The following is a 26,776-nucleotide window of genomic DNA, read 5'->3' on the forward strand; positions in this document are numbered from 1 at the left end:
TATAATCTTGTTTAATTTTTCCATTTTAATAGCAAGCTATTGGACACTACCGAAACACTACTTAAGGCCATAGCAGCTCCGGCTAGCATAGGATTTAGCAAAAATCCATTGATAGGATATAAAATACCTGCGGCAATTGGGATGCCAATTAGATTGTAAATAAATGCCCAGAATAAGTTTTGTTTTATCGTTGCTACAGTGTGTTTAGAAAGTCGGATAGCTTGTGGAATCTTCGTCAAATCCGAAGATATAATGGTCATCTTCGCCACATCCATCGCAATATCCGAACCTTTACCCATCGCAATGCTCACGTTTGCAGTGGCTAATGCTGTGCTATCGTTAATACCATCACCTATCATAGCCACAATATTACCTTGCTTCTGAAGTTCCCTAACAAATGCCGCTTTATCTTGCGGCAATACTTCCGCTCTGTAGTTTTTTATTCCTGTTTGTTTTGCTACAGCTCGAGCGGTTGCTTCATTATCCCCAGTAAGCATATATACATCAATACCCATACTTTGCAATTCTTGAACTGCATGAGCCGAAGTTGGTTTAATTTGATCAGAAATGGCAAGCACTGCTAGTGCTTCATTTTCATTCGCAAACCATATAACTGTTTTACTTTCACTTAACCAGCTGTTGGCTTTTGTTTCCAAATTTGAAGGGAGGAAGATAGCCTGTTCCGTTAGTAACTTTTTGTTTCCAACGAAATATGTTAGTCCACTATATTCTGCTGTAGCTCCTCTACCTGTAAGACTTTCAAAGGCATTTAATCCAACAATGGATACATTATCTAAATATTTGCCTACGGCGTCGGCCAATGGATGTTCGGATTGTTTTTCAATACTGTATAAAATCGCTTGGTCTGTTTTATTAAAATTAGACCAAACTACCTCATCAACTTCTGGACGTCCTTGTGTAATAGTACCAGTTTTATCCAGAATAATCGCATCTATTTTTTTTGCTAATTCCAAACTCTCCGCATCTTTAATTAAAATGCCTTGTTCTGCACCTTTTCCTACACCTACCATTATCGCCGTTGGCGTAGCCAATCCTAATGCGCATGGACAGGCAATAACCAATACTGTAACTGCAGCTAACATGGCTTGTACCATAGCGTGTTCTCCGCCAAAAACAGTCCACAAAACAAAAGTAAGTATGGCAATTGCAATAACTATAGGAACGAAAACACTTGCTATTTTGTCAACTAGTTTTTGAACAGGCGCTTTGCTACCTTGTGCATCTTGCACCATTTTGATGATTTGAGCCAATAGGGTTTCCTTTCCTACTTTTGTCGCTTCAAATTGAAAACTACCTTTCTGATTGATCGTGCCAGCAAATACCTTATCGCCATTCGATTTAGATACGGGAACAGGTTCACCACTCAACATACTTTCGTCGACATAAGAATTGCCAACTAACACCAATCCATCTACAGCAATTCTCTCTCCTGGCTTTACTAACATACGATCACCTATTTGCACTTGGTCAATAGGACGAGTTTCTTCATCCCCATTGTCCAAAATCAAAGTCACCGTTTTAGGTTGCAAACCCATCAATTTTTTTATCGCTGTAGAAGTATTTCCTTTGGCCTTTTCTTCTAAAAGTTTTCCCAGTAGAATAAACGCAATAATAACTGCGGCCGCTTCAAAATACACATGTGCATGTAGATCTCTTTGCATCCAAAAATCCATAAATAACATATTGAAAACACTGAATAAATAGGCAATCCCTGTACTCAATGCCACCAATGTATCCATATTGGTCGTACGATGTTTTGCCTGTCTCCATGCACCAACAAAGAAATCTCGTCCCAACCACACGACCACTGGTGTAGTAAAAACAAACATAATCTCATTAGCATAAGGTATATTCATAAAGAACATGCCAATGATTACTACTGGAATTGATAAGATAACTGCCCAAAAAGTTTTGGTTTTCAATTGTTGGAATTTAGCTGTATGTAAAGCTTCCAATGTATCTTGTAGTGTACTTTCATCCTCCAATAACAAATCAAAGCCACCAGATTGTAGTGCTTGTTGTAGTTTTTCAGAAGAAGTGATAGTTGACCTATAATCCACGGATAGATTACCTGTAGCAAAATTTACAGAGGCATTTAATACACCTTCTTGCTGTTTGATAATGTTTTCAGCACTTCCAGCGCAAGCAGCACAAGACATGCCCAATACTGGATAAGTTCCTTTTATAATATCTTTACCTTGCTTTGCCATAGAGTGATTATTTTAATGCTCTACTACAAAGTTGGCAAAACAAACAATATAAACTGTTATACTATTTTGGAAAGGTTTTGTAAGATTTACTTATACTTCATCCAGTGGCTTTCTTTTGTCCACACGGATTTGTTTAAATTGGCTAGGAGATAGGCCTGTGATTTTTTTGAATTGATTGCTTAAATAACCTACACTTGAATAATTTAATCGATCGGCTATCTCGCTAAGGGATAATTCATCATAGACTAATAGCTCTTTTACTTTTTCGATTTTTTGAGCGATATAATACTTTTCAACCGTAGTTCCTTCTATTTCGGAGAAAAGATTGGATAAATAGCTGTAATCCTGATGGAGGAGTGAACTTACTGATTCAGATAAATTCGTTTTTGAATGATTATCATCGTAATGAACCAACTTAATAATTTGATTTTTAATTTGTGCTACAAGTCGACTTTTTTTATCATCAATCCGCTCGAATCCCAATGATTCGATACGCTTAGTAAATTGTTGAATTTGTTCATCGGTAGGCTCTTTTGCTAATATTACTTCACCTAACTTTACTTGAGCATCAAGGATATTCGCTTTTCCCAATTCATGTTCAACCACCATAATACAACGGTTGCAAACCATGTTTTTAATATATAATATAGGCATGATGATCTTGCGTTTAACAACAAAGTTAATAGTTAGATACGTACGATTTGTAAGACTGCTGTTAAATTCGTCTTAATGACAAGAACATTAGTTAGCTGTGTATTTATTTGGTGAGTATGGCTCTGCATATCACGAATTCATATAAAGCTAAATAAATACCTTACTAATCTATGCTTTTTCTGTACTCGATTATTTATAAAGAGAAAACTTCGTTTGTTTGTGCCAAGCGTTGGGAACCTGTATTCGCAGGACAAGCAATATCATCTGTAGCATCGTAGATTAGCTTTTTACCGTCTAAACGAGTTATAATATCTTCTGGTACGTATATCTGTGTTTTAGTTTGACTATACCCACTAGGAAAATAACGTACATAATAGCCGTCTGGATGGCAAGTCCAAATCCCGCTAGGTGCATCTGTCCTAAGAGGAGCCATGCCTGCCAAAATCGCATATTTCTCAAATTCAGCATAAGAATAGTTACCAGATGACACCAAATTTCTAATGTTATTTTCTGCTTCAAAAACTAATTTCAACTCGCTAGGTAATTGATCTTTTGCTTTCTGTACGACATCAAAAGGAAGAATGCCTAGTGCCCCACCTTCTAATTGCAACAATTGTTTGGGCGTCAGTAATCGTATCGCTGTTTCTTTTACTGCACCAGAATAATCACTAAATTTTGTTCGCGCAATAATTGTCCACAAGAGCATCTGTACATCAGACTGTTTGACTTCTGAATGTTTTTCAGCGCTTTTCAGAATTATAGTCACAATATCTTTTTTCTTTCCCAATACTGGCGCATACATATATCCATCACCAGAGGATGGAGCATACGTTCCAGCTTTCAAACAATAACTTTTATTTATAATTTCAAAATGTCCCGCCTTCAATACATATCCTCCTTCTGGATTTTTGGGTAAATCAGTAAGTGGAGTATACTGTTGATCATTATGAAAATCGGGCATTTGTTCATCCGTACGGTTTACATCACCAAAATTTGTTGATATGGCTTCTGGCTGTTTGAGGATATTATCCAATCCAAGTGCTTTTGTTCCTTTTGCAGCAGCTGCCTTTGTTGCCTTATTCAATAAATCTCCAAATTGAGCGTGAGCTGAATTTGTCAATATGCCTATAAATAGCAAAAGACTTAATATTCTGAAGTGTAATCTTTTCATTTTATTTATGATTAGCTTGTGTTAACAAAAAAATTACGGTTAAGTTAAGGAAAAAATCAAAAATATGAATAGATAGGCAAAATATTACTGTGTATCGAAGGGTAGATAGTTGCAGTAATAATTTATTAACAAGGTGTAAATTATCCCAAAATAATTTACACCTTGTTTTGATGTGCTAGTTAATAGTTGCGACAGTCAAAGACATAAAGTGATGTAAGGCTTAATGAAGCAAACTTTAATCTTAAACAATTATTCATTTCCAGCCATTATAATTAAAACTATTCCGATCAAAAATAATAGAAACATACCAATCAACATATTGGTAACTTTTTTAGTACTATTTTTAAATTCTTTCCAAATTATAACTCCCCAAAAGGCGGCAACAAGTGTTGCGCCTTGACCTAATCCATAAGAAATAGCAGCTCCCGCTTTTCCAGCAGCTACTAGATTCATTACATTACCAGTTCCCCAGATCAAACCACCCAGTATTCCGGGTAAATGATTTGCAAATGATCCTAAAAAATATGCCTTGTAAGATGTCGGTTTTCCAACAAAAGGTTTTTTAATCAGGATCGAATTAAACAACATATTACTAATCAACACGCCTATTGAGAATATAAAGAAAGCTGTGTATGGTGTCATTTTTCCCGCTAGTGGATTTGCAAAGTTTTCTAAATCCATTGATGATGCTATAAAACGGTAGAAAAATGCCATTAAAAGTCCTGCAAAGACAGCCAATATAAGCCCTTTTTTAATCGAGGATTTATTGTCTTCTTTTGCAGCAGTGCTCTTATAAGCTAAGGAATTTAATATAATCGCACATACTATCAATAATACACCAAGACCTAACAGTAGAGGATTTCCACTTTGTGACCCCATGTAATTGATTATAACACCTAGAACTAGTGCAATACCGACACCTACAGGAAAGGCTACCGCCATACCTGCTATCGATATGGATGCTGACAGCAGTATATTTCCAGCATTAAATACAATTCCTCCTATTATTGCAGACCATAAATTGGACTGTTCGACTTGGGCTAAATCGGTCCAAAAATTACGACCTGCCGAACCAATGCTACCTAACGTAAAGGCATAAAGTAATGATGAAAGGACCATGCCGATTACGTAGTCCCAATAGAATAACTCAAAACGCCATTTCTCTGAAGCGAGCTTTTGCGTGTTACCCCAAGATCCCCAGCAGAACATAGTGATAACACACAGAATCACTGCTAATGTATAACTTTCAACTATAAACATAATTATTAAAAATTAATTGGTTAAATATTTTAGTTAGATGTGTTTAAGTCTTCTAAAGTCGGAGCCGAAGACTGCGCGCCCATCTTCGTAACCGATATTGCTGCTGCTTCACAAGCTAGTCGTACCGCATCTACCAATGTTTTATCTTGTGCTAGTCCTACCACTAATGCCCCGTTGAATACATCTCCTGCACCTGTGGAATCTATCGCAAATACTTCCTTTGTAGGAACTAACGTAAGCTCATTGTTTTCATATACATAAGCTCCACGTTTGCCTAGTGTAATTACCACCGTGGAAACCCCCATTTCCAATAATGTGTTTATGGCTTTTACTGCCGCTACACTATCATTAATTTTCAATCCTGTTAATAATTCACATTCAGTTTCATTAGGAGTCAAAATGTCCACATATTTCAATATTGATTCATCCAATTTTGTAGCTGGAGCAGGGTTAAGGACAACGATAACACCTTTTTCTTTCGCTCGTTGACAAACAAACTGTACTGTTTTTAATGGTATTTCCAATTGTACGAGTAAGATTTTACACTTCTCCAGAATAGCATCTAAATGTTCGATATTTTGAGGTAGAAGCGTGTTGTTGGCACCGGGTGCTACTACAATATTGTTTTCTCCTTTTTCATCTACTGTTATTAAAGCCACTCCAGAACTAACTTTATCGTCAATAAGAACTTGGGTGGTGTCTATGTTTTCTTTTTGCAGAGCTGCAATAGAATTTAGTCCGAAAGAGTCATTTCCTAATTTAGAGATAAAGACAACGTCCCCACCTAAACGTGCTGCAGCGACAGCTTGATTTGCACCTTTCCCACCTTGGTAAACGCAAAATTCACCACCTAAAATGGTTTCACCGGGTTGCGGAAAATGGCTAGTCTTAACGACCATGTCGGTATTAGTACTTCCGACTATAAGAATTTGATTTTTCATAAGATAGTTGATTGTCAATTGCGACAACGTTGTCGCAAATTAAATAAAATATTTAATTCGAACAATTATATTAAATTTATTCATTAATGGTGCGCACAGACTTTCTTTCTACGAAGTCAGCATCTAGCAGAATAGGTGTGGAAGAATACTTTGAGTTTTTGTTGTTGATCATATCTAAAATAGCACTTGAGGAATGTTCAGCAATGGTTTGGATGGGCTGCGCTATGGATGTAATAGGTACTTCTAAAAAATCTAAATAGGGAGAATTATCTATCGAAACCACGGATACTTGTGTAGGAACTTTCCAATTATTCTCTTTTAAAGCTTGCAGAACCCCTAATAATATAGTATCACTAAAAGATATGATGGCGGTGGGGGTGGCGCTACTGCTAATCAATTCTCGAGTACTTATATATCCATTTTCTGACGTAAATTCTTTACCTCCTATATACGAAAATGCTAAATTATAATCTTTAATAAACTTTTCGTAACCTGCTACACGTGATGCGTTTGAGGAAACTTGCGGGTCTCCTTGTATACATGCTATTTTTCGATGACCTCGCGTATAAAGGTAATTCATTAACTTATAGGTGGTCTTATAGTGATTGGTTCTCACATTTAGATATTTCATTCCAGATATCATACGATCGATGAAGACAATTGGCATATTGAGCTTAGATAGAGCGCTGAAATTGGATTTATCTCCGCAAGGAATTATTAATAATCCCTCCAAATTTTGTCCAATCAATGATTTCAAATATTTTACCTCATCTTTTGGGTTGTTGTTACAATCGCTAATCAACACCACATAGCCTTTAGCATAAAGTGTTTTTGTTACAGTACTCGCAATCTGTGAAAAAAAAGGATTATCTAAAGAGGGGAGAAGTAGACCTATGGTTTTACTACGGCTATTTCGTAATGTCTTAGCCGCCATATTAGGTATGTAACCTAATTCTTTAGATTTTTGAAGCACGATTTCTTGCGTAGTATTTGCGATTCGATACTTTTCAGATGTTCCATTCAATACTCGCGATACCGTAGTTAATGATAAATTCAATGCTTCAGCTATAGTTTTAATCGTTATTTTTCCCAGATTATCCATTTAATTGAACTTGTGTGATTTCACATAATATGAATTTCATTAATATTTAAATTTATTTTGTTAAATTGAGCATAATTAAATTTTTTAAAAAAAACAAATCATCAAATTTGTAAATCCGATTCTTTACCTTGCTCTTCACCTTTCGAAAGTTATATTTAATTAATTATTGTAGGACTTAATTACGTGTGGTACGAAAATTGTTCTGTAAATGATTATTTGAATTAACATTTTCTTTAAGATTTAATTACATGTATTTTTTTCTTTTGAGTATCACGATTAATAGGTATTTGTGAAATAATTATAGATTAAAATATAAAATACTAATAAATTTGAGTACACCTATTGAAAAATTACTAACAAAACTTCAACTATGAAACAATTTCTACTTTGCGTAGCAATGCTATTATGTTCTATTTTTATGTATATAGTTGTAACTATACTTGAAACTAGCACATTCCAAAAAACTGCACAATTAAATAGGACTCAGAGCATAATAGGAGATCTTTCTGTATCCGACAAATAAAAAACCTGCTCGAGGCAGGTTTCTCTTACTTAATCTCTTTTATATTATCGCTTGCTTCTATATCGGCTAAACGTTGGGTAGGATCTATCGTAACTTTAGCAATACCTTTTGCAGCTTGGAATGCGTATGTTGGTTTAGTCCAAAACCAATCTTCTAATACGGTGCGCTTCACGCCAGTGTAGATCGTATAATCTTCTGTTGGTTTTTCTCCCCGCATTTCACGAAGTGGAATATAGAATAATTCTTTTGAACCATCCTTGTATTCCACCAAAATATCTAATGGCATCGCCATATCAGATTTATTGCGAATCACAATATTATTGTCGGAAACACTTTCCACCGCATAATCGATCTTACGCGTCGTGTTGATAAATAAGTTGAAATACCACTTCAAATTAATTCCTGAAACTTCTTCCGCTACACGCTTGAAATCATTAGGCGTAGGGTGTTTGAACTTCCATTGTTCATAGAATTTCAAAAAAGTTTTCTCTAAGTTTTGTTGACCAATAATATAGCCCAATTGTTCAGCTAATACCGCACCCTTATTGTAGGCTTGATTTGAATATCCATAGTTGGTATTGTAATAATCAGCCAACAAACTCATTGGCTCTTCTTTTCCCGACAAAGCCAAGCGGTAATATGCACGGTAAGGCTCAATCATTGGATTCGTTGCGACAGCGCCTTTCTTATCAAATATATGCTGCATACCCAGCTCTTCGATGTATGAAGTAAATCCTTCGTCGAACCATTCGTCCACCGTTTCGTTGATACCAAACATATGCTGATACCATGAATGTGCCACTTCGTGGAATATCACGTTTACTAAGCTTTTCAGATTACGACCACCGGTAACCAACGTCATCGTTCCGTATTCCATACCGCCATCACCACCTTGTACGATCGTGTAAGTAGGCCAAGGGTATTCGCCAAAACGTGTTGATGTGAAATCAAAAAACTCTTTCGAAAAGCCTAAAGCTTGCGTCCAATTCGAAATAACGTCTTTATTACTTGGAATATATACTGCGTATATCTTAACACCTCCTGCCGAAGCTGTAGAATCAACCACAAATTTAGGGTCCGCACCCCAAGCAAAGTCGTGAATCTTCTCCGCCTTGAAACGCCATGATGCCTTGTTATTTTTAGTCTTAATCTTTGCTTTATTTACGTAGCCTTTTACCTCATTTGGATTTTGTAATACACCTGATGCACCCACCACATAATCTTTATGCAAATGAATAGTCACATCAAAATCTCCGAAAGGTGCAATAAATTCACGGCCTACATATTCATCCAAATGCCATCCAAATTCATCAAAATGTGCCATCTTCGGGTACCATTGCGCCATTGAAAATGCTACACCCTCTTTGGAATTACGACCACTACGACGTATTTGTTCGGGTACTTGTGCTTTCCATTCCAACTCAAAAGTAGTTTTAGAACCATCTGCTAATGCAGTAGGCAATGTCACTTCTAAGATTGTACCATCAACTTTGAAGTTCGCGACAGAGCCATTCACTTTGATCGAAGAAATCTTTTGGTAACCAATCTGCTCCGGAGTCAGTTGCGAGATACGACTTTGGTAAACTGGCTTTTCCTTCGTGCCCAAATTTTTTACCATACGTGCGTCTGGATCTGCAATAGATACCAATCGATTGTCCATCATACTTCCCGGTTGAAAGGCATTGAAGTACAAATGAAAATAAACTTTTGAAAGAGACTGTCCGGAATTATTGCCATATACCAATGTCATTTTACCATCGTATTTGTAATCCTTTTCATTGACATCAATATCCATCTTGTATTGAACATCTTGCTGCCAATACCCCTTTCGCTGCGCAAAAGTTGATGCTGATAAAAGGACACACAGGAGAAGTGCAAAGTATTTCATAAATCAAAGTAGTAGTTTAAAAAATAAAATTAGGGATTTATCGCTTGGAGCGACAAATCCCTTTTATATTGTTACAAAATAAACGAATAATACGCGTATTAAGCTTCTTTTTTCCTCAAAAAGTATTTTTCTTGAAATTTGAATTGTGGTGTCAGCCAATACATCAGCACAATTCTCGAATAACGGTAATTAAAAGGCGCAAGTAGAATAGCCACGGCAACCGCAACAGATAAATACAACCATGGAGATTCCAAATTTCCTGTCAAAACATAGGTTCCTACACATGATGCTACCAATTGAGCTACTATAAAAGCATAACTCACGTACATCGCTACATAGAAGTAGCCCGGCTCTTTCTCAAATTTTAAATCACAATGTGGGCACTGCTCGTACATCTTCTTCGATTTGAAACTCAATAATGGCGCTCTAAACATGTTGCCCTTTCTACAACGAGGGCATTTTCCATCTATGGCACTCTTAATTTCACTAGGTATTGTATATTCTGTAGACATAGTATATGTATTTCTTAATGTTATATGTGTTTTCTAAATTCTTCTGGAGTCACGCCCACTGCTTTCTTAAAAAACTTTGTAAAATACGAATTATCGTTAAAATTCAGCTCATAAGCTATTTCAGCAACGGAGTAGTCTTTTATTACCAGGAGACGCTTTGCTTCCAAAATTACGCGGTCGCGAATCAGCTCGCCGGCGGATTGACCCAACAGCTCTTTGCAAAGTGCGTTTAAGTGATTGGGAGTAATGTACAATAATGCTGCATATTCTTTGGGAAGACGTAATGACGTGAAATTTGATTCTATCAGATTCAAAAAATTACGCAACAAGGTATGATTATACGCATTTGTATCTTGAGTCACAGATGGCACACGTCGGGAATTCAACAGATTAAATAGGTAATACAATGAGCTTGATACAAATTCCTTCTGCATGCTATCCTTAGCAAGACGTTCTAGAATTTGTAAAACTAAAGATCTGTCCTCTTCATTCACGACAAATACTTCATCTCTGACCAATCCAGAGAAAAACGATAATGTCGTCAGATAATCGGAACGCAACAATACATTTTTAAATAAATCCTTATGAAAATTCACTACATAGCCCTGCATATCCCCTTCGAATTCCCAGGTATGAATCTGTCCCGGCGACATAAAATAGATTTGCCAAGGCTCTATCACGAACTTTTCAAAATCTATCGTATGTGATCCTTGTCCTGCTATGAATAACACAAAATGGTAAAAATTATGGCGATGTGGAAATACAAGATTCGAATTTCGTTCCAAATAATCCGCTAGGCTCTCAATCATAATATCTTGATTAAGCCCATCAGACACTACACATTGCGCTATAACAGGAACTTTTGCCATTGTACACAAAGATACTTTGAATACACCATTAATTATGGTAGTATTAATGTAATTAATGGTACTTTTTATGGATAAGTAAATAATGCCACAGTTTGTATGGCTGTTTCATTAAATACTCAGGATTAAAAAAAGTTTATGCACATTCCACACAGGTACGAACAATGTCGCCTTAGTGGATTGGCAATAGCAAGAAGGGTGTGACTTTGTGATAATCCGGTAAAGCGACGAGGTTTTGGTTAATTTTTTCGATAAAAAAAGTAACTGCCTGCCCGGCAAGAGGGCTTATCAATAAACCTAAGAAATTCAACATTTCTTACTAACTTTAACCCAATGTCGCTACACAAAGACCCCGAACTCAAAGCAGCTGTTCTTAGCCTTCCTCCGAAGGAGAAAGATAAATTGTTGGTGCGCTTAATCAGCAAAGACAAAATGCTGATCAAACAACTGCACTTCCAATTACTGGAAGATAAATTTGATTTGGAAGAACGCATTAATGCCTTACGTGAACGACTTAATGAGTTATTAGCACCCAATCGTTCGGGTATAAAGAATGTCGCGATGTATTCCCATTACCGCGCGTTGACCGTGTTGCTACGACAAGCCAGCGGTATGATCAATGAGCACGAGAAGGTGACGAAAGATAAATTTAGCGAAGCTGAATTTCGCTTGTTGATTCTAGAACGTGCTTTCGAACATTATCCTGCCTTATTTCACAAAGCCTATGTCGCTGCTGCTGACAAATTGCAGCGCTATGTAGCCGCACGCCTTAAAACGACTTTCAACAAATACGATAAACTTCACGAAGACCTTCAATTTGATCTAAAAGAGTCATACGAAAAGGTTCTTGCTTTTGCAGAAGAGCAAGGCTTAATGATAAGCTAAAATCATTTTAGTCTTAAGCTCTGTCTCTGTGCACTGTTCTTATAGAACATCTGTTCGGAATAAAAAAGTCAATAATACTATTTCTTACAATCAAATTATTGCACTATTCTTTGTTGTGCATTAAATGTCGCCTTAGCGAGTTGCCATTTGTAAGGATGGTATAGCGATGTGGCAACTCGGTACAGCGACGAGCTTTGCCTACTTTTGCGATAAAAAGTAGGATGCCTGCCCGGCATAGAGGGCTATGAAAACATAATCATTTAACCGAATCTCTTTCCCTCCTTCTAAATATTTTTACCGATTTCTATTCCATTTTCACCGAAAATCTGCCTCTACTGGTCGAAACAGCATTTCGTAGCCCACGTAACTGCTATACCTTTGTCATAACAAAACACCAGAAATTAAAATATAAAAGTTATGAAAAGAAATATAAAAACAATCGCAGTAGCAGTTATCACATTAGTATCAACTGTTTTTTACGCTCACGCTGATAGCAAACCTTATAAAGAATTGAACAGCAAAGAAGTTGTCATGAACTATGTAGGCGCATCTTTGTTGGGGAGTTCAGAATACACTAAAGAAATGTTTGCTGACAACTTTGAATACAGCAATAGTGCTAACAACGAGAAATTTGGCAAGAAAGAATACGTAAACTATTTGAAATCTGTCAAAGACTTAAAATATAACTCCACACAAACTATTGAAATCGTAGATCAGGTAGGTAGCACGTCGATCAGCAAAGTGACTATGGATTTCGGTACGTTCAAAAGAGTAGACTACATTACACTGATCCAATCTGCAGAAGGCTGGAAAATTAATAAAGTCGTAACGACTTATCCATAGGTACTGGGTAATTTTTGTTTAGTATGAAAGTCTGCAGGAGTGCAGACTTTTTTTATTTGTAGCATTCTTCCCAGATTTTGTTACAAAAGATGTGCAATACCAGTCCAAAAACACAAATGGACAACATTTGCCTAAATTGTCTCAAAATGATACACATTTGGCAAGGTTTGGCACAGATTGTACTTTGTTGACAAACCTAACTTTTCAGGGGTTTGTTCGGATCTCCTTCGGGTCGGCTTCGGGTCGGCTTCGGAAAAATGGCATTTTTTCCGAACAACTTCCGAACAAAGCCCAAATAGAGCCCTAAGAAGATGTGAATTTGAGGCGACTTAGCTGCGATGCGAAATTTTGAAATTTGGAAGATTTATACTTATTTTCAAGAGATTGAGGAATACTATCTTTGTGTGTATATATATTAAGATTGTATGTTCTTGTTCTACAAATTCTTTTTGTGAATATCCATGTTGATAACAATATCCTCCGCCTAACAAACACCTTTGACAAGGAGCAACTTTTTAAGAGAATCTACTATTGTACAATTGTCTTGTCGAACGAAATAAAGTGAAATGAGAATTTCACACTGTCATATTGAACCTAGTGAAATAACTAAAATCATTATTACAGTAAATCAGAATCATTATGATACATAACTATTTTGTATATATCCTTACCAATGCAAATCGATCAGTTTTGTACATTGGTGTTACTAATGACATACAAACAAGATTGTATGAACATTATATTGATTCTCAAACTACTAAACGCCATTTCACAGGAAAATACAATGTATACTACTTAATTTATTGGGAAAGATATCACAATATAAATGATGCAATAGATAGAGAAAAAGAATTAAAAGGTTGGCGCAGAAGTAAAAAAGAAGAATTAATAAATGTCTTTAATCCATCATGGATATTTCTTAATGATGAGGTCTGATTTATAGATTTCTCCTATCGTCGAAATGACAATTTCAAACTGTCATATTGAACAAAGTGAAATATCTAGAAATTATAACAATTTGAACTAATTACATACAATGCACGTAGAGGTTGACACAGAAGAAAAAAAATTACCGATGCTGATAGCAATAGCCATCTCCAACAACACGTCTTTGGCATGAGCCACCTTTTTTAGTTCTTGCACCACAAATAGAGGAAGTTGTTGATCTAACGGAAGTTCTACTTTTAGTACCAGTAGTCGTAATTTTACTCGTTTTTGTAGTAGAAGATTGAACAGGTTTAGAATTTAATGAGACACTTTTCTTACTGACAGTTTTGTCAGAATTATCACTTTTAACAATATTATAAACATCATAAGTAGATTTTGTAGTTATGTCCCAAGTACTGTCAGAATAAAGAATATAATATTTTCCCCCATCATTTTTAATAACATCTACACAAACTTTATGTTGTGAGTGACTAGTATTATAGGACAAGATTAATACTAATGTGAACAGTATTAACTTCATAGGTCATTGGTTTGTTCACTAATATAATGAAACTATAAATTATAATCGCATAAGATTGGACTAATCCCCACTCCCATATTTTTACTAACTTTGGTGAAAACATTGGGACTTAAGTGAATATTCAGGAAATCTTAGCACATTACGGGAAAACAACACAAGTCACTACACTTGTAAAGGCAATTCAAAGTAAAAATCCTAAAATCCAACTCAAAGGACTTATTGGGTCATCGGATGCGATGGTCGCGGCTTCGGCTTATCATCTGCACGAGCGTCCGTATGTCTTTATTCTGCCGACGCATGAGGAGGCATCCTACTTTTTGAGTGATTTGGAGAGTTTGTTTGACAAGCAGATTTTGTTTTTTCCCGCCTCTTACCGTAAGGCTTTTGATTTCATGCAACTGGATAGTGCACATGTATTGCAACGTGCCGAAACGCTGAGTTCGCTCAACCATACTTCCGAACTGCCAAAAATCGTGGTTACCTACCCCGAAGCCATTGCAGAGAAGGTGATCAATCGTCAAGATTTAGAGAAAAATACCTTACCGATCACACAGAATACCAAGTTGAGTATTGATTTTATCAATGAGTTCTTGTACGAATACGATTTCGAACGGGTAGATTTTGTGTACGAGCCAGGGCAGTTTGCCATTCGTGGAGGTATAGTCGACATTTTCTCTTTTTCGAATGATTTGCCGTATCGTGTGGAGTTTTTTGGCGATGAGATCGAGAGCATCCGTACTTTTGATATCGAAAGTCAGCTTTCGGTGAGTAAGATACACACCGTAACGATTGTTCCCAATGTACAAGCAAAGTTTTTAGCCAATAACCATATTTCCCTCCTCGAATACATCGATAGGGATTCGGTGATTTGGATTAAAGATGTGCAATTCACTTTTGATATTATCCAAGAAGGCTACAAAAAAGCTTCCCAATTGTGGAAAGCCTTGTCCGAAGCCGATCTCAAAAACAATCCAGACTTAGTAGATCCGCGTTTTACGTTTACGGATGACAAGAACTTCGGTTCGATGTTGTTTGATTTTCCGAATGTAGAGTTTGGTAAGCAGTTCTTCTTTAAGGCAGATGAGGTTATCAACTTTGATACCCATCCGCAGCCATCCTTCAACAAGGATTTCAACTTGTTGATTCATAATTTCAAAGAAAACGAAAGCAAGAAGATAAAAAATCTGATATTTTCGGACTCGACAAAACAGGTTGAGCGTATCTATGCTATTTTGGATGACATCGATAAGTCGGTGACTTTTACGCCAATCTATAAAGCTTTGCGTGAAGGTTATCGTGATGACACGATACAATTGGCTTGCTATACAGATCACCAGATTTTTGATCGCTACTATAAATACAAGCGCATCAAAGCGTATGAGCGTTCGCAGGCGATTACGTTGAAAGAATTGCGTGACCTAAAGCCAGGTGATTACATCACCCATATAGATCACGGTGTAGGTAAATATGCGGGTTTGGAAAAGGTCGATGTGAATGGCAAGACGCAAGAGATGATTCGTCTGATCTATGCAGACAATGACCTCTTGTATGTCAATATCAACTCCTTAAACCGTATTTCGAAATATTCGGGCAAGGAAGGTACAGTTCCTAAAATGAATAAGTTGGGAACGGATGCCTGGGACAAACTGAAGAAAACAACCAAGAAAAAGGTTAAAGATATCGCGCGTGACCTGATTAAATTGTATGCCGTGCGTAAAGCTCAGACAGGTAATGCATTTAGTCCAGATACGTATTTGCAAAAAGAATTAGAAGCGTCCTTTATCTATGAGGACACGCCAGATCAAGAAAAAGCGACCAACGATGTGAAGCGTGACATGGAGTCCCCACATCCGATGGACAGATTGGTGTGTGGTGATGTCGGTTTTGGGAAAACTGAAGTGGCTATTCGTGCAGCGTTCAAGGCCGTAGCAGACAGCAAGCAAGTTGCGGTTTTGGTACCGACAACGATTCTGGCATTGCAACATTTCCGTACATTTTCCGAGCGTCTAAAAGGTCTTCCTGCGAATATTGACTATATCAATCGCTTTAAGTCTACGAAACAAATCAAAGAAACTCTTAAAAAACTCGAAGAGGGTAAAATAGATATTATCATCGGTACACATCGCTTGGTGAGCAAGGATGTAAAATTCAAAGACCTCGGTCTGATGATTATCGATGAGGAACAAAAGTTTGGTGTATCAGTCAAAGAGAAATTAAAAGTAATGCGCGCCAATGTGGATTCGATGACATTGACCGCAACACCTATTCCACGTACATTGCATTTCTCATTAATGGGCGCGCGTGACTTGAGTATTATCTCGACACCTCCACCAAACAGACAACCTGTGCAGACAGAATTGCATGTTTTTGGTGAAGCCTTGATTCAAGAAGCTGTGGCTTACGAGTTGGATCGTGGGGGACAGGTATTCTTTATTCATAACCGCGTTGCTGATTTGAAGCAACTAGGCGCAATGATTCAAAAGCTTGTCCCAGGAGCTCGCGTGGGCGTAGCACACGGACAGTTGGAAGGTGATGACTTGGAAGATGTGATGTTGAAGTTTATCAACCACGACTTTGATGTGTTAGTGGCCACGACGATTATTGAAGCTGGTTTGGACATCCCGAATGCCAATACCATTATCATCAACCATGCACATATGTTTGGGTTAAGTGATTTGCACCAAATGCGTGGTCGTGTAGGTCGTTCGAACAAGAAGGCTTTTTGTTATTTGTTGAGTCCACCGATGTCAACTTTGACACCAGAAGCGTACAAACGACTTTCGGCTATTGAGGAGTTCTCCGAATTAGGTTCAGGTTTCAATGTGGCGATGCGCGATTTGGATATTCGTGGTTCGGGTAACTTGTTGGGTGCGGAGCAATCGGGCTTTATTGCGGAGATTGGTTTTGAGATGTACAATAAGATTTTGGATGAAGCCGTTCAAGAATTGAAAGATGATGAGTTTGGTGAATTGTTTGCGGACGAACAAAACAGAAAATACGTATCGTTCACGCAAATAGATACCGACTTGGAAGTGATGATTCCAGACGAATATGTAACTAATATTGGCGAGCGTTACAATTTGTATAATGATATTGCGAAGCTCGAAAATGAACAACAGCTCACGGCTTTTGAGAAGGAATTAGAAGACCGTTTTGGTCCTATTCCTGCACCTGTATTTGAACTGTTTAATACACTGCGTTTGCAATGGCTAGGCAAAGAAATTGGTTTTGAGAAGATCTCATACAAGAAGCAAACATTGAAAGGTTTCTTTATCAGCAATGCGAAATCCAGCTATTTCGAATCGGATCAGTTTGGAAAAGTATTGGCTTTCGTAGGAGCAAATCCTTCTATTAGTAATCTAAAAGAAGTAAAAGGACAATTGCGCTTAGCTTTAAGTAATATCACAACAATAGATTATGCTCTGCATTTGCTGAAGAAGATGGTGTAGAAAACTCATTTCAAGATGATTCGATTCGTGTGAATGCAATAAATGTAGCTGAATTATTAGCGAAAAAAAGTTTAATCTAAAAGAATAAGCTCTTAGGAGGATTGTCAAAAGCTGTAAGATTTCTTACAGTTTTTCTTGTTTTATAATTCTTTAGTAGGTGTCTGATTTTTAAGGCTATTGTGTATATTTAGATGCTATAGGCAATTGTTTATCAAATCTGCATAAAATAGAACTAATGAAAAATTTGTTAATCGAAATTTCTCAGAAAGCAATCAAATATGAAGATTTCAATTTTACTGTTGAACAAATAAAAAATGAATGGCTTGGTGAAGTTCCATCAACCGAAAGGGAAGTAGCAGAAGTTGAAGGCAAGCTTGGTGTGAAACTACCAGAGGATTACAAAGAGTTTTTGAGAATAACAAATGGTTTTTCATCCCCGAATGATATAGAGCCAAGTTTTGAAAGGATTACGGAAATTGATTATCTGAAAAACTTTGCTCCAGAAATAATTGATGCGTACGATGTTCTGCCGGAATTGGATAATGCGATAATTGTAGGTGGAAAATTAGAAGAGCAACAATTTTTATTATTGCCTCCAAAATCAGAAAATGAAGATTGGAGATATTGGAAATTTGCGAACTGGTATCCGGGAGAACATGAGTTTGAAAACCTAAAAGAATATTTTAAAAATGTTCTTAGTTTTATAGTTGAACAGCATGAAAATTAAAAACTACTCGTAATAGTAACCTAAACCGAGTCATTTCGTCGTCAGGAGAAATCTTTTAATTGATTTCTCACTACATTGTGTTTCTTTCGAAATGACGAAATAGTAAAAAAAATTCAATAACTACTACCTCAATAACTCCTTCAAATCATCTTGCGAAAGCGATTTTACAAAACTGTCTTCTGTAGTGATAAGTGATGTAGCGATTGACATTTTGCGGTTTTGTAGAGCCACTATTTTCTCTTCTACGGTATCCTTACTGATAAATTTATAGATGAATACATTGCGGGTTTGTCCGATGCGGTGTGATCTATCAATAGCTTGTTGCTCGACCGCAGGATTCCACCATGGGTCTAAGATAAATACATAATCCGCTTCTGTTAAGTTTAGACCAACACCACCAGCCTTGATGGAGATTAAGAAAACCTTGACAGCATCATTTTCCTTAAACTCTTGTACCGCTTGCGCTCTATCTTTCGTTGCACCGTCCAAATACGCAAAAGGAATATTTTTTTGTTTGAAGTATGATTTGAATATATCCAGATGCTTTACAAATTGAGAGAAGATCAGCACTTTGTTTCCTTCTGTAGAGATAGATTCCAACATGTTGATGACAGCCTCGAATTTCCCCGAATCTTCGGTGTAATCGGCGTCAACCATTTTGGGGTGATTCGCCAGTTGGCGCAACTTGGTTAAACCTTGTAATAAAGCGATTTGATTTCCTTTCGCATTATCATTCACTGTTCCTTCAAGCAATGCATTGCGGTATTCGGATTTTGTCGATTCGTAGAGCTCGGCTTGCGATTCATTCATCTCGCAATACACGATTTGTTCGGTTTTAGGAGGCAACTCTGTCGCTACCTGACTTTTGGTGCGTCGCAGTACAAACGGCTTTATAATCGCTTGCAAACGCTTTGCTGTACTTTCATCTTTCTTTTTCTCAATTGGAATCACAAATTCTTTTTGAAAGAAAGAATAACTTCCCAATAATCCAGGATTCGAAAAGTGCATTTGAGACCAAATATCCGAAACAGAATTTTCTATAGGTGTTCCGCTCAACGCTAGTTTGTGTCTGCTTTTAAGTGATTTGATAGATTTAAAAGACTTGGAAGTTGGGTTTTTAATATTTTGACTTTCGTCCAAAATAATATAGTTGAAGAAGAACTTACTAAAAAGCTCTTCATCACTACGCACTATACCATAGGTCGTAATCACTAAATCAAAATGGGTAAATGCATACGCATCTTTGAATCTATTCGATCCTACATGCATTAGAATACGCAGCTTAGGGGCGAATTTGTCTGCTTCTTTTTGCCAGTTATAAACGAGTGATGTCGGAAGCACCAGTAAAGAAGTTTTCGCATGATCGGTGCTCTTCAACTCTTCTTTTTGCTTTTGCAATAAGGCTAAAGTTTGTACCGTTTTCCCCAGACCCATATCATCAGCTAAGACACCGCCGAATTTGAATTCTTGTAAGAAATGAAACCAATTGTAACCAGCCTCTTGGTACGGACGCAAACTGCCATTGAAGTCAACAGGTGGTTCTGCTTTAGTGATCTCTTCAAAATTGCTTAGGTTTTGTAATTTACGACTCATCGTCAAAGCAGTATGTTCGGATATTTCATGTAAAATCCCGATGTGAGCTTTATTGAGCTGAAGCCCATTCTTCTTTATCGCAAATTGAAACAAATGCTCGTACTGCGCAAACCATTCCTCTGGGATAATGGCTATTTCACCATTGGGAAGGGTAAATTCCTGAATTCTATTCAGAATATGATCACGTAGTTGTATGAAAGGAATTTTATAAGGTCCAAAATTCGCGAATGCGCGTACATCAAACCAATCGTTATCCTCGACAATCTCGATATCTAGGGTTGTCTTCCCAATAAAGAAATGCTTATCACCTGTTTCTTGTTTGATGATATAGCCCTTGGCAACTAATTCTTCTTGCTTGTGACTCAGCCATTCAAATACATTTGGGAACTCGATTTTATTGGTGGTATAGCATCCAAATAAGGCATCTTGCCTTTTTAGACCCAATTCTTCAAGCAGATTATGTTGATTATTTTCCCAAATTACCGAACGCTTTATGCGCGTAAAGCTGTACAAATCATTTTCCTCGTCATAAGACATGCGGACAGATACCTTTTGATCTGAGGTAGGAGAGAAGGTGTAATCACCGTATTGAAAATTGAGTTGAATATGCGATTCACCGTTCTGTACATAATTGAGTGTCAAAATAGGTGTAGCCTCTTCTTTGAGTGTTTTAATATCAAATCCTTCAGCGTAGACCGCATATTTTTCAATCAAAGGCGAAATAAAGGTTTCATAGTATTTGCGCTCTGTAGCTCGTGAAACACTGATGTATCTTTTATTTAGAAAAGGCGTTAGCTTTTTGCCTTCTAAGGGTTGGTCAAAATGATAAAGAACATTGTCCAACAAAAGCCAAGCCTGTGCATTGATGACTACTTCCGCATTTTTGAACATAAATTCCATGCGGTGGCCATCATATTTCAATGTGGGGAAATAGCGTGTTTCTTCTTCATTTCTTCTGAAGTGAAAAAGAATAGATGTGGTCTGTTCTGCTATTCGTAGCTGTTGTTCTGCAGGATAACCATCTTTTTTACTCATCAAATAGATTGGCTTATCACCAATCATATCCATGACCTTCAGCAGTTTCTTTTCTAATTTTGGACGAATATAGTTGCGAACTTTATCGTCAAATATTTTGCTGAAGTAGTCGATCGGTCGAACAGGCTTTTTGTGATATTTCTTGATTACGTTACTTTGTTCGATTTCATCAAGCAGTTTGATGATTTTGTAATCCGTTTCATCCAATGCGTCCGCAAATTCATCTACCGTATTAGTGAATACTCTTTTGGAGGAAAGCGAAAGACTACCGTTTGGATTGAGCTGTACGATATGTGGTTCGATAAGGTAACCCAAATAAGGGTGCTCACCAAAAGAATATATTAATTTGTACGAATGTGAAGTATCTATCTGTTGCATCAATCTGTAGTATGTCCCTCAAAAAAGACAACTAATATACCTTGAAAATGTAGGAAGATGAAATAATACGTTAATAATACTTGAAATAATTAATCAATTTCGATTTCGCCTTTAAATACAAAGTTCGCTGGACCTTTTAAATACACATTTGTGAATGTAGTTCCAGATTTATGAAATGAAATATAAAGCTGTCCACCCAATACACGAATAGGTAAAGTAATGTCGCCCTCTAAGTTTTGATCTATTGCCATTGCCATGGCTGCTGCAGTAGCACCTGTTCCGCAGGCAAAAGTTTCGTCTTCAACACCACGCTCAAAAGTGCGTACAAAATATCCATTTCCTTCTGCCTCAATGAAATTAACATTAATACCTTTTTCGCCATAGATTTCATTATTGCGAATCGCAAAACCTTCTTTGAATACATCGAGATTTTCTAAATCTTGGACTTTCAGAATATAGTGAGGTGAACCCGTATTTAAGACGAATGCATCATTATCACGCTCAACAATGTTTACATCGATCATGCCTAAATTGACTTGGTCGGCAGTAATTTCTGCCGCGTGTGGACCGTCAACTGCCACAAAGTCAGTTTTGTCTGAAATAATTTCCAGATCTCTTGCGAATGCAACTATACAGCGTCCACCATTACCACACATGGTGCCTTCGCCACCATCTGCATTGTAATAAACCATCTCAAAATCAAAATTTTCATTATATTGAAGCAACATCAAGCCATCCCCACCAATACCAAATCGGCGATCACATAACTTTTTAACCAAATCTTTGTTATTTCTATCGAAAAGGTTATTTCTGTTATCTATCAATACAAAATCGTTTCCTGCGCCTTGGTATTTAGAAAATTGGATTTTTCTGCTCATATATTTGAAAATTTAGCTCAAATTTAATATTCTTGTTACAAAACTAAAGCCAATTTGTTAAAACTTGTTAAATAGCTTGTCTACACGTGATTTGTTAACAAAATTTAACTGACAAAGGATATGTCATCTGCTAATATGGTATTAGATTTGAATGCCACAAGGTAAGAATAGAAATACAATAATTTAGAATTTTAAAACAGCAATAAATAATATGAGAAAAATAGGAATAAGTTTATTGACAGCTGTCTTAGGTGGAGCAATAGCTGTAGGTGGATACAAATTGTTTGAAGACAAACAGTTTGGAAACATGACATTAGAAGAACAGCAAAAAGTATATTATGCAAATAATCCTTCGGCAGAAATTATGTCGTCGACAGGAAATCCAGATTTCACGCAGGCAGCAGCAGCGGTATCTCCTGGAGTAGTACATATAAAAGTGACAATGACTGCGCGCGGATCGCAACGCGGTGGTGGCGGAAGTTCTCCATTCGATATGTTTGAGGAATTTTTCGGTGCACCACAACGCCGTCAGCAAGCACAACCTCGTCAACAGCAAGCTTCTGGGTCTGGTGTGATTTTGACTCCTGATGGTTACATCGTGACAAACAATCACGTTGTTGAAAATGCAGATAAAATCGAAGTACAACTGACAGATAAACGCACTTTCGAAGCTAAAGTCATTGGTAAAGATGCCAACACGGATTTAGCTTTATTAAAAGTGAGTGCTACAAATTTGCCAATGGTAAAAATGGGTGATTCGGATAATGTACAAATTGGTGAGTGGGTATTAGCTGTAGGTTATCCATTGAGTTTACAATCTACGGTTACAGCGGGTATCGTTAGTGCAAAAGGTCGTCAAATTGGTATTTTGGGAGATTCACAGCAACAACAGCCTCGTGGCTTCGGTGATCAAGATCAACAAATTATCAATACAGCGATTGAGTCATTTATTCAAACAGATGCGGTAATTAACAAAGGTAATAGTGGGGGTGCGTTGGTGAATGCGCGTGGTGAATTAATTGGTATCAACTCAGCGATTGCTTCCCCAACAGGTGTATATGCAGGATATGGATTTGCTATCCCAATTAACTTGGCTAAAAAGATTTTGGATGACTTTAAAGAATTCGGTAGTGTAAAACGCGGTTTCATTGGCGTAACGTTCACTGAAATGAATGAAGCTTTGCGTAAAGAAAAAGGTATTGATGACGTTAATGGTCTTTATGTACAAAATGTTGTAAAAGGTGGTGCTGCAGAAAGTGCTGGTATCAAAGGCGGTGACATTATTACTAAAATCGAAGGCAGAACCATTTACTCATCTTCAGATTTACAAGAGCGTGTAGCTAGACTTCGTCCAGGTGATAAAGTAAAAATCACATACAAGCGTGAGGGCAAAGAGAAAGATGTAAACTTAACGCTAAAAGCTGAAGAAGATACAAAAGGTAAAGGTGGTGAAGATGGACCAAGTGCAAGCGCAACCGAAATCTTCAATAAATTAGGTGCTAGTTTCATTCCTGCAACGGATGCACGTAAGAAAGAATTGGGTGTGTCGTCTGGGGTTATCGTGACTCAAGTACACAGAGGTGGTGTTTTCGAATACTTCGGTGTAGAAAAAGGTTTAGTAATCACTGAAGTAAATGGAAAAGCGGTGAACAGTGTGGATGATGTAGAATCAGCATTGTCATCAACAAGACGTAACATTGTACGTATCAAAGGTGTGCCTCAACGCGGTAGCACAGTTGAACTAAATGTTCCTATTGAATACTAATAGCAATACTTAATTGATATAAAATGGCTTTCTTCGGGAAGCCATTTTTGTTTTTACAGAATAAAAAGACATTTTTGTGCTATGAAGATTTTAATGGTTTGTTTAGGAAATATTTGTCGATCGCCATTGGCACACGGCATTTTACAACAAATAGCAGATAGCAAAAATTTAGGCTGGGAAATAGATTCTGCAGGAACAGGTGATTGGCATGTCGGTCAGTGTCCAGATAGACGCAGTATTGCAGTAGCTAAAAAATACGGAGTGGATATTTCTACGCAGAAAGCACAACATTTTACAACGGCGTTATTCGATAAATACGATCGTATTTTAGTTATGGATAGACAGAATTATAAGGATGTAATTCGACTTGCGCAAAATGATGCTCAAAAGGCGAAAGTGTCGCTGTTTTTGGACGACGATATTGTGCCAGATCCGTATTACGATGACGCGATGTTTGAGCCAGTATATGCGATGGTGGAGAAAAGATGTCAAGATCTCATCTTGAAATTGTCGAAATAACGTAACGATTAAATCAGGTTGTGCCAAAACCAAATTATAAATAGTATTTTGGCGCAATAGCTAGTATATGAAAGCAACAGAAGTAAATCAAAAGTGGAATGTTCTTCGGGAAGCCATTGCGCAAAGTTTTGACATGGAATTACCGGATCTGAAAGTCATGCTATTTTTGATCGGTGTACAGGAATTGGGAAAAGGACCAAAACAATTTTCGAAACGAGAAAAAGAAGAACTGATGCATATTGCGACATGCAGGTTGTTTTCTTCGATGGGTTTTTATGAGTTGGAAGGTTCAGATGAGGATGGTTGGCCGCATTGGAAATTGGTAAAACCCGTTCCTAATTATACATTATTAGAGCAAGAGTTGATCATGAAATCGTTGATTATTGACTACTTCCAAGATTTAGATTTTATATAAAATAATATAAATGAAAAGAATAGTTTTAAGTCTCGTTTTGACTTTTTTCGTAATGCAAAGTTTTGCACAAAAGCCACAACATTACTATGTAGAAATCAAAACTAACAAAGGTGTAATGCTGGCGCAATTGTATAACCAAACACCCAAGCATCGTGACAACTTCAAGAAGTTAGTGAGTGAAAGATATTACGATGGTATTCTATTTCACCGTGTGATTAAAAATTTCATGATTCAAGGTGGTGACCCTGAATCTAAGGAGCCTACAACCACAAGTCTAACTGTACTGGGTAATGGTGGACCAGATTATAAAATCAATTCCGAGATTCAAGAAGGATTATTTCACAAAAAAGGTGTACTAGGTGCAGCAAGAGACAATAATCCTGCAAAGTCATCATCGGGTTCGCAATTTTACATTGTGCAAGGACGTAAATTCTCAGATGCTGGTTTAGATTCCTTGGTAACTATGCGTATGCAAGGAAAGCAATTCTCAGAACAACAGCGTGAAGCCTACAAAACCATTGGTGGTACGCCGCATTTGGATGGTAACTATACAGTCTTTGGCGAGGTTTTAAAAGGAATTGAGGCTGTCGATCAAATCGCTGCTGTATCCACAAATAATGTGGATAGACCGATTACAGATGAGCCAATGCATATTCGTTTGTTGACACGTCGCGAAGCAATAAATACTGAAAGAGAAATGAATGGGTTAAAACCTAAAAATGGTTTTTTTACTAAGTTATTTGACGGATTCAAGTCCAAGAACTACAAACTCTAGTCTATGAAAATAATCACATACAACGTTAATGGACTACGAGCGGCACTAAAAAAAGATTGGTTAGGATGGTTGACGGAGGTTAATCCAGATGTCGTTTGTTTACAGGAAATAAAAGCTACGCCAGATCAAGTACCAGAAATTCTATTTTTGGAACAAATGGGTTATGAGCACTATTGGTATCCCGCGCAGAAAAAGGGCTATAGCGGTACAGCAATCTTAACTAAAATTACACCAAAACATGTAGAATACGGTTGCGGTCACGAAGATTATGATTTCGAAGGGAGAATAATTCGTGCGGATTTTGATGATGTGTCGGTCATGAGTACCTATTTTCCGTCAGGAACAACGGGTGATGTACGTCAAGATTTTAAATATAGATTCTTGGATGATTTTCACCATTATGCGCATAAGTTACTCGTGGAACATCCTAATTTAGTTATTAGTGGCGATTATAATATTTGTCACCGTGCTATCGATATTCACAATCCAAAATCAAATGCGAATACTTCAGGATTTTTGCCTGCTGAGCGGGAGTGGATGGAGAATTTTATTAATTCTGGATTTATAGATACATTTCGGTCACTGAATCCTGATCCCTATCATTATACGTGGTGGAGCTATAGAGCCGGATCAAGAGGCAAAAACTTAGGTTGGCGTATTGATTACAATATGGCTTCGCAAGCTTTGCAAGATAGAATTGTTGGGGCTAAAATATTACCAGATGCGGTGCATTCAGATCACTGTCCTGTGCTATTAGAGTTAGCTTAAAAAAATAGGGAGAAACATTGTTTCTCCTTTCTTGACTTTGGCTAGTTTCTCATATATATGAAAGAAGAAACAGCATTATTCATGATTTTACCTTGTTTCGCTAATTTATTTTCAATGTTCACGAAGTCGG

General features: G+C 37.1%; 22 protein-coding genes. 10 read left to right on the forward strand and 12 right to left on the reverse strand.

Annotated features, from left to right (window positions below; all coding sequences use genetic code 11):
• Window positions 1-11 precede the first annotated feature (11 nt).
• The 9 genes from GOQ16_RS03850 to GOQ16_RS03890 form a co-directional block, all read right to left on the reverse strand.
• The gene (locus GOQ16_RS03850) at window positions 12-2,231 is read right to left on the reverse strand and encodes a heavy metal translocating P-type ATPase (RefSeq protein WP_160068066.1); all 2,220 of its coding nucleotides are present in this window, start codon (window positions 2,229-2,231) and stop codon (window positions 12-14) included.
• Window positions 2,232-2,321: 90 nt separating this feature from the next.
• Window positions 2,322-2,885 carry a helix-turn-helix domain-containing protein gene (locus tag GOQ16_RS03855; RefSeq protein WP_160068068.1) on the reverse strand — a complete coding sequence of 188 codons (564 nt, stop codon included), beginning with the start codon at window positions 2,883-2,885 and terminating at the stop codon, window positions 2,322-2,324.
• A gap of 193 nt (window positions 2,886-3,078) precedes the next feature.
• On the reverse strand, window positions 3,079-4,056 hold the full coding sequence (locus GOQ16_RS03860) for a hypothetical protein (protein WP_160068070.1): 978 nt from the start codon (window positions 4,054-4,056) through the stop codon (window positions 3,079-3,081).
• 249 nt (window positions 4,057-4,305) lie between these two features.
• Complete coding sequence (locus GOQ16_RS03865; RefSeq protein WP_160068072.1) at window positions 4,306-5,316, reverse strand: GRP family sugar transporter; 1,011 nt, start codon at window positions 5,314-5,316, stop codon at window positions 4,306-4,308.
• A 29-nt stretch (window positions 5,317-5,345) separates the two neighbouring features.
• On the reverse strand, window positions 5,346-6,257 hold the full coding sequence (gene rbsK, locus GOQ16_RS03870) for a ribokinase (protein WP_160068074.1): 912 nt from the start codon (window positions 6,255-6,257) through the stop codon (window positions 5,346-5,348).
• Between the two features lie 76 nt (window positions 6,258-6,333).
• Window positions 6,334-7,359 carry a LacI family DNA-binding transcriptional regulator gene (locus GOQ16_RS03875; protein ID WP_160068076.1) on the reverse strand — a complete coding sequence of 342 codons (1,026 nt, stop codon included), beginning with the start codon at window positions 7,357-7,359 and terminating at the stop codon, window positions 6,334-6,336.
• A 548-nt stretch (window positions 7,360-7,907) separates the two neighbouring features.
• Window positions 7,908-9,770, reverse strand: a complete 1,863-nt coding sequence (locus GOQ16_RS03880) for a M1 family metallopeptidase (RefSeq protein ID WP_160068078.1) — start codon at window positions 9,768-9,770, stop codon at window positions 7,908-7,910.
• 98 nt (window positions 9,771-9,868) lie between these two features.
• Window positions 9,869-10,282, reverse strand: a complete 414-nt coding sequence (locus GOQ16_RS03885) for a DUF983 domain-containing protein (RefSeq protein WP_160068080.1) — start codon at window positions 10,280-10,282, stop codon at window positions 9,869-9,871.
• Between the two features lie 20 nt (window positions 10,283-10,302).
• A complete protein-coding gene (locus tag GOQ16_RS03890; RefSeq protein ID WP_160068082.1) occupies window positions 10,303-11,151 on the reverse strand; it encodes a helix-turn-helix domain-containing protein in 849 nt (282 codons plus the stop codon).
• 330 nt (window positions 11,152-11,481) lie between these two features.
• Between GOQ16_RS03890 and GOQ16_RS03895 the strand changes: the two genes are divergently transcribed.
• The 3 genes from GOQ16_RS03895 to GOQ16_RS03905 all read left to right on the forward strand — a co-directional run bounded on the left by GOQ16_RS03895 (window position 11,482) and on the right by GOQ16_RS03905 (window position 13,812).
• The gene (locus GOQ16_RS03895; RefSeq protein ID WP_160068084.1) at window positions 11,482-12,033 is read left to right on the forward strand and encodes a hypothetical protein; all 552 of its coding nucleotides are present in this window, start codon (window positions 11,482-11,484) and stop codon (window positions 12,031-12,033) included.
• A gap of 417 nt (window positions 12,034-12,450) precedes the next feature.
• Window positions 12,451-12,876 carry a nuclear transport factor 2 family protein gene (locus tag GOQ16_RS03900; RefSeq protein WP_160068086.1) on the forward strand — a complete coding sequence of 142 codons (426 nt, stop codon included), beginning with the start codon at window positions 12,451-12,453 and terminating at the stop codon, window positions 12,874-12,876.
• 639 nt (window positions 12,877-13,515) lie between these two features.
• Entirely contained in the window at window positions 13,516-13,812 is a 297-nt protein-coding gene (locus GOQ16_RS03905; RefSeq protein ID WP_160068088.1) for a GIY-YIG nuclease family protein, read from the forward strand.
• 133 nt (window positions 13,813-13,945) lie between these two features.
• On the opposite strand, the gene GOQ16_RS03910 is transcribed toward GOQ16_RS03905, so the two are convergent.
• Window positions 13,946-14,344 carry a hypothetical protein gene (locus tag GOQ16_RS03910; protein WP_160068090.1) on the reverse strand — a complete coding sequence of 133 codons (399 nt, stop codon included), beginning with the start codon at window positions 14,342-14,344 and terminating at the stop codon, window positions 13,946-13,948.
• Window positions 14,345-14,457: 113 nt separating this feature from the next.
• Here GOQ16_RS03910 and mfd point away from each other — a divergent pair, with 113 nt between their 5' ends.
• Window positions 14,458-17,793, forward strand: a complete 3,336-nt coding sequence (gene mfd, locus GOQ16_RS03915) for a transcription-repair coupling factor (protein ID WP_160068092.1) — start codon at window positions 14,458-14,460, stop codon at window positions 17,791-17,793.
• A 235-nt stretch (window positions 17,794-18,028) separates the two neighbouring features.
• Window positions 18,029-18,520 (forward strand): SMI1/KNR4 family protein, encoded by a 492-nt coding sequence (locus tag GOQ16_RS03920; RefSeq protein ID WP_160068094.1) that lies wholly within the window; start codon window positions 18,029-18,031, stop codon window positions 18,518-18,520.
• A gap of 123 nt (window positions 18,521-18,643) precedes the next feature.
• Here GOQ16_RS03920 and GOQ16_RS03925 read toward each other — a convergent pair whose 3' ends face one another.
• Both GOQ16_RS03925 and dapF read right to left on the reverse strand, forming a co-directional pair.
• Window positions 18,644-21,526, reverse strand: a complete 2,883-nt coding sequence (locus GOQ16_RS03925; protein WP_160068096.1) for a DEAD/DEAH box helicase — start codon at window positions 21,524-21,526, stop codon at window positions 18,644-18,646.
• Between the two features lie 89 nt (window positions 21,527-21,615).
• A complete protein-coding gene (dapF, locus tag GOQ16_RS03930; RefSeq protein ID WP_160068098.1) occupies window positions 21,616-22,404 on the reverse strand; it encodes a diaminopimelate epimerase in 789 nt (262 codons plus the stop codon).
• 211 nt (window positions 22,405-22,615) lie between these two features.
• Between dapF and GOQ16_RS03935 the strand changes: the two genes are divergently transcribed.
• The 5 genes from GOQ16_RS03935 (at window position 22,616) to GOQ16_RS03955 (ending at window position 26,646) form a co-directional block, all read left to right on the forward strand.
• Window positions 22,616-24,169 carry a Do family serine endopeptidase gene (locus GOQ16_RS03935; RefSeq protein ID WP_160068100.1) on the forward strand — a complete coding sequence of 518 codons (1,554 nt, stop codon included), beginning with the start codon at window positions 22,616-22,618 and terminating at the stop codon, window positions 24,167-24,169.
• A gap of 81 nt (window positions 24,170-24,250) precedes the next feature.
• Window positions 24,251-24,688, forward strand: coding sequence for a low molecular weight protein-tyrosine-phosphatase (locus GOQ16_RS03940; RefSeq protein WP_160068102.1), 438 nt, complete (start codon window positions 24,251-24,253; stop codon window positions 24,686-24,688).
• A gap of 67 nt (window positions 24,689-24,755) precedes the next feature.
• Window positions 24,756-25,103, forward strand: coding sequence for a hypothetical protein (locus GOQ16_RS03945; RefSeq protein WP_149912388.1), 348 nt, complete (start codon window positions 24,756-24,758; stop codon window positions 25,101-25,103).
• A 10-nt stretch (window positions 25,104-25,113) separates the two neighbouring features.
• A complete protein-coding gene (locus GOQ16_RS03950) occupies window positions 25,114-25,878 on the forward strand; it encodes a peptidylprolyl isomerase (protein WP_160068104.1) in 765 nt (254 codons plus the stop codon).
• Between the two features lie 3 nt (window positions 25,879-25,881).
• Window positions 25,882-26,646 carry an exodeoxyribonuclease III gene (locus GOQ16_RS03955; RefSeq protein WP_160068106.1) on the forward strand — a complete coding sequence of 255 codons (765 nt, stop codon included), beginning with the start codon at window positions 25,882-25,884 and terminating at the stop codon, window positions 26,644-26,646.
• The last annotated feature ends 130 nt before the right edge of the window (window positions 26,647-26,776 follow it).

Origin of the sequence: Sphingobacterium bovisgrunnientis, from assembly GCF_009829085.1 — a bacterium.
Classification (GTDB): Bacteria; Bacteroidota; Bacteroidia; order Sphingobacteriales; family Sphingobacteriaceae; genus Sphingobacterium; species Sphingobacterium bovisgrunnientis.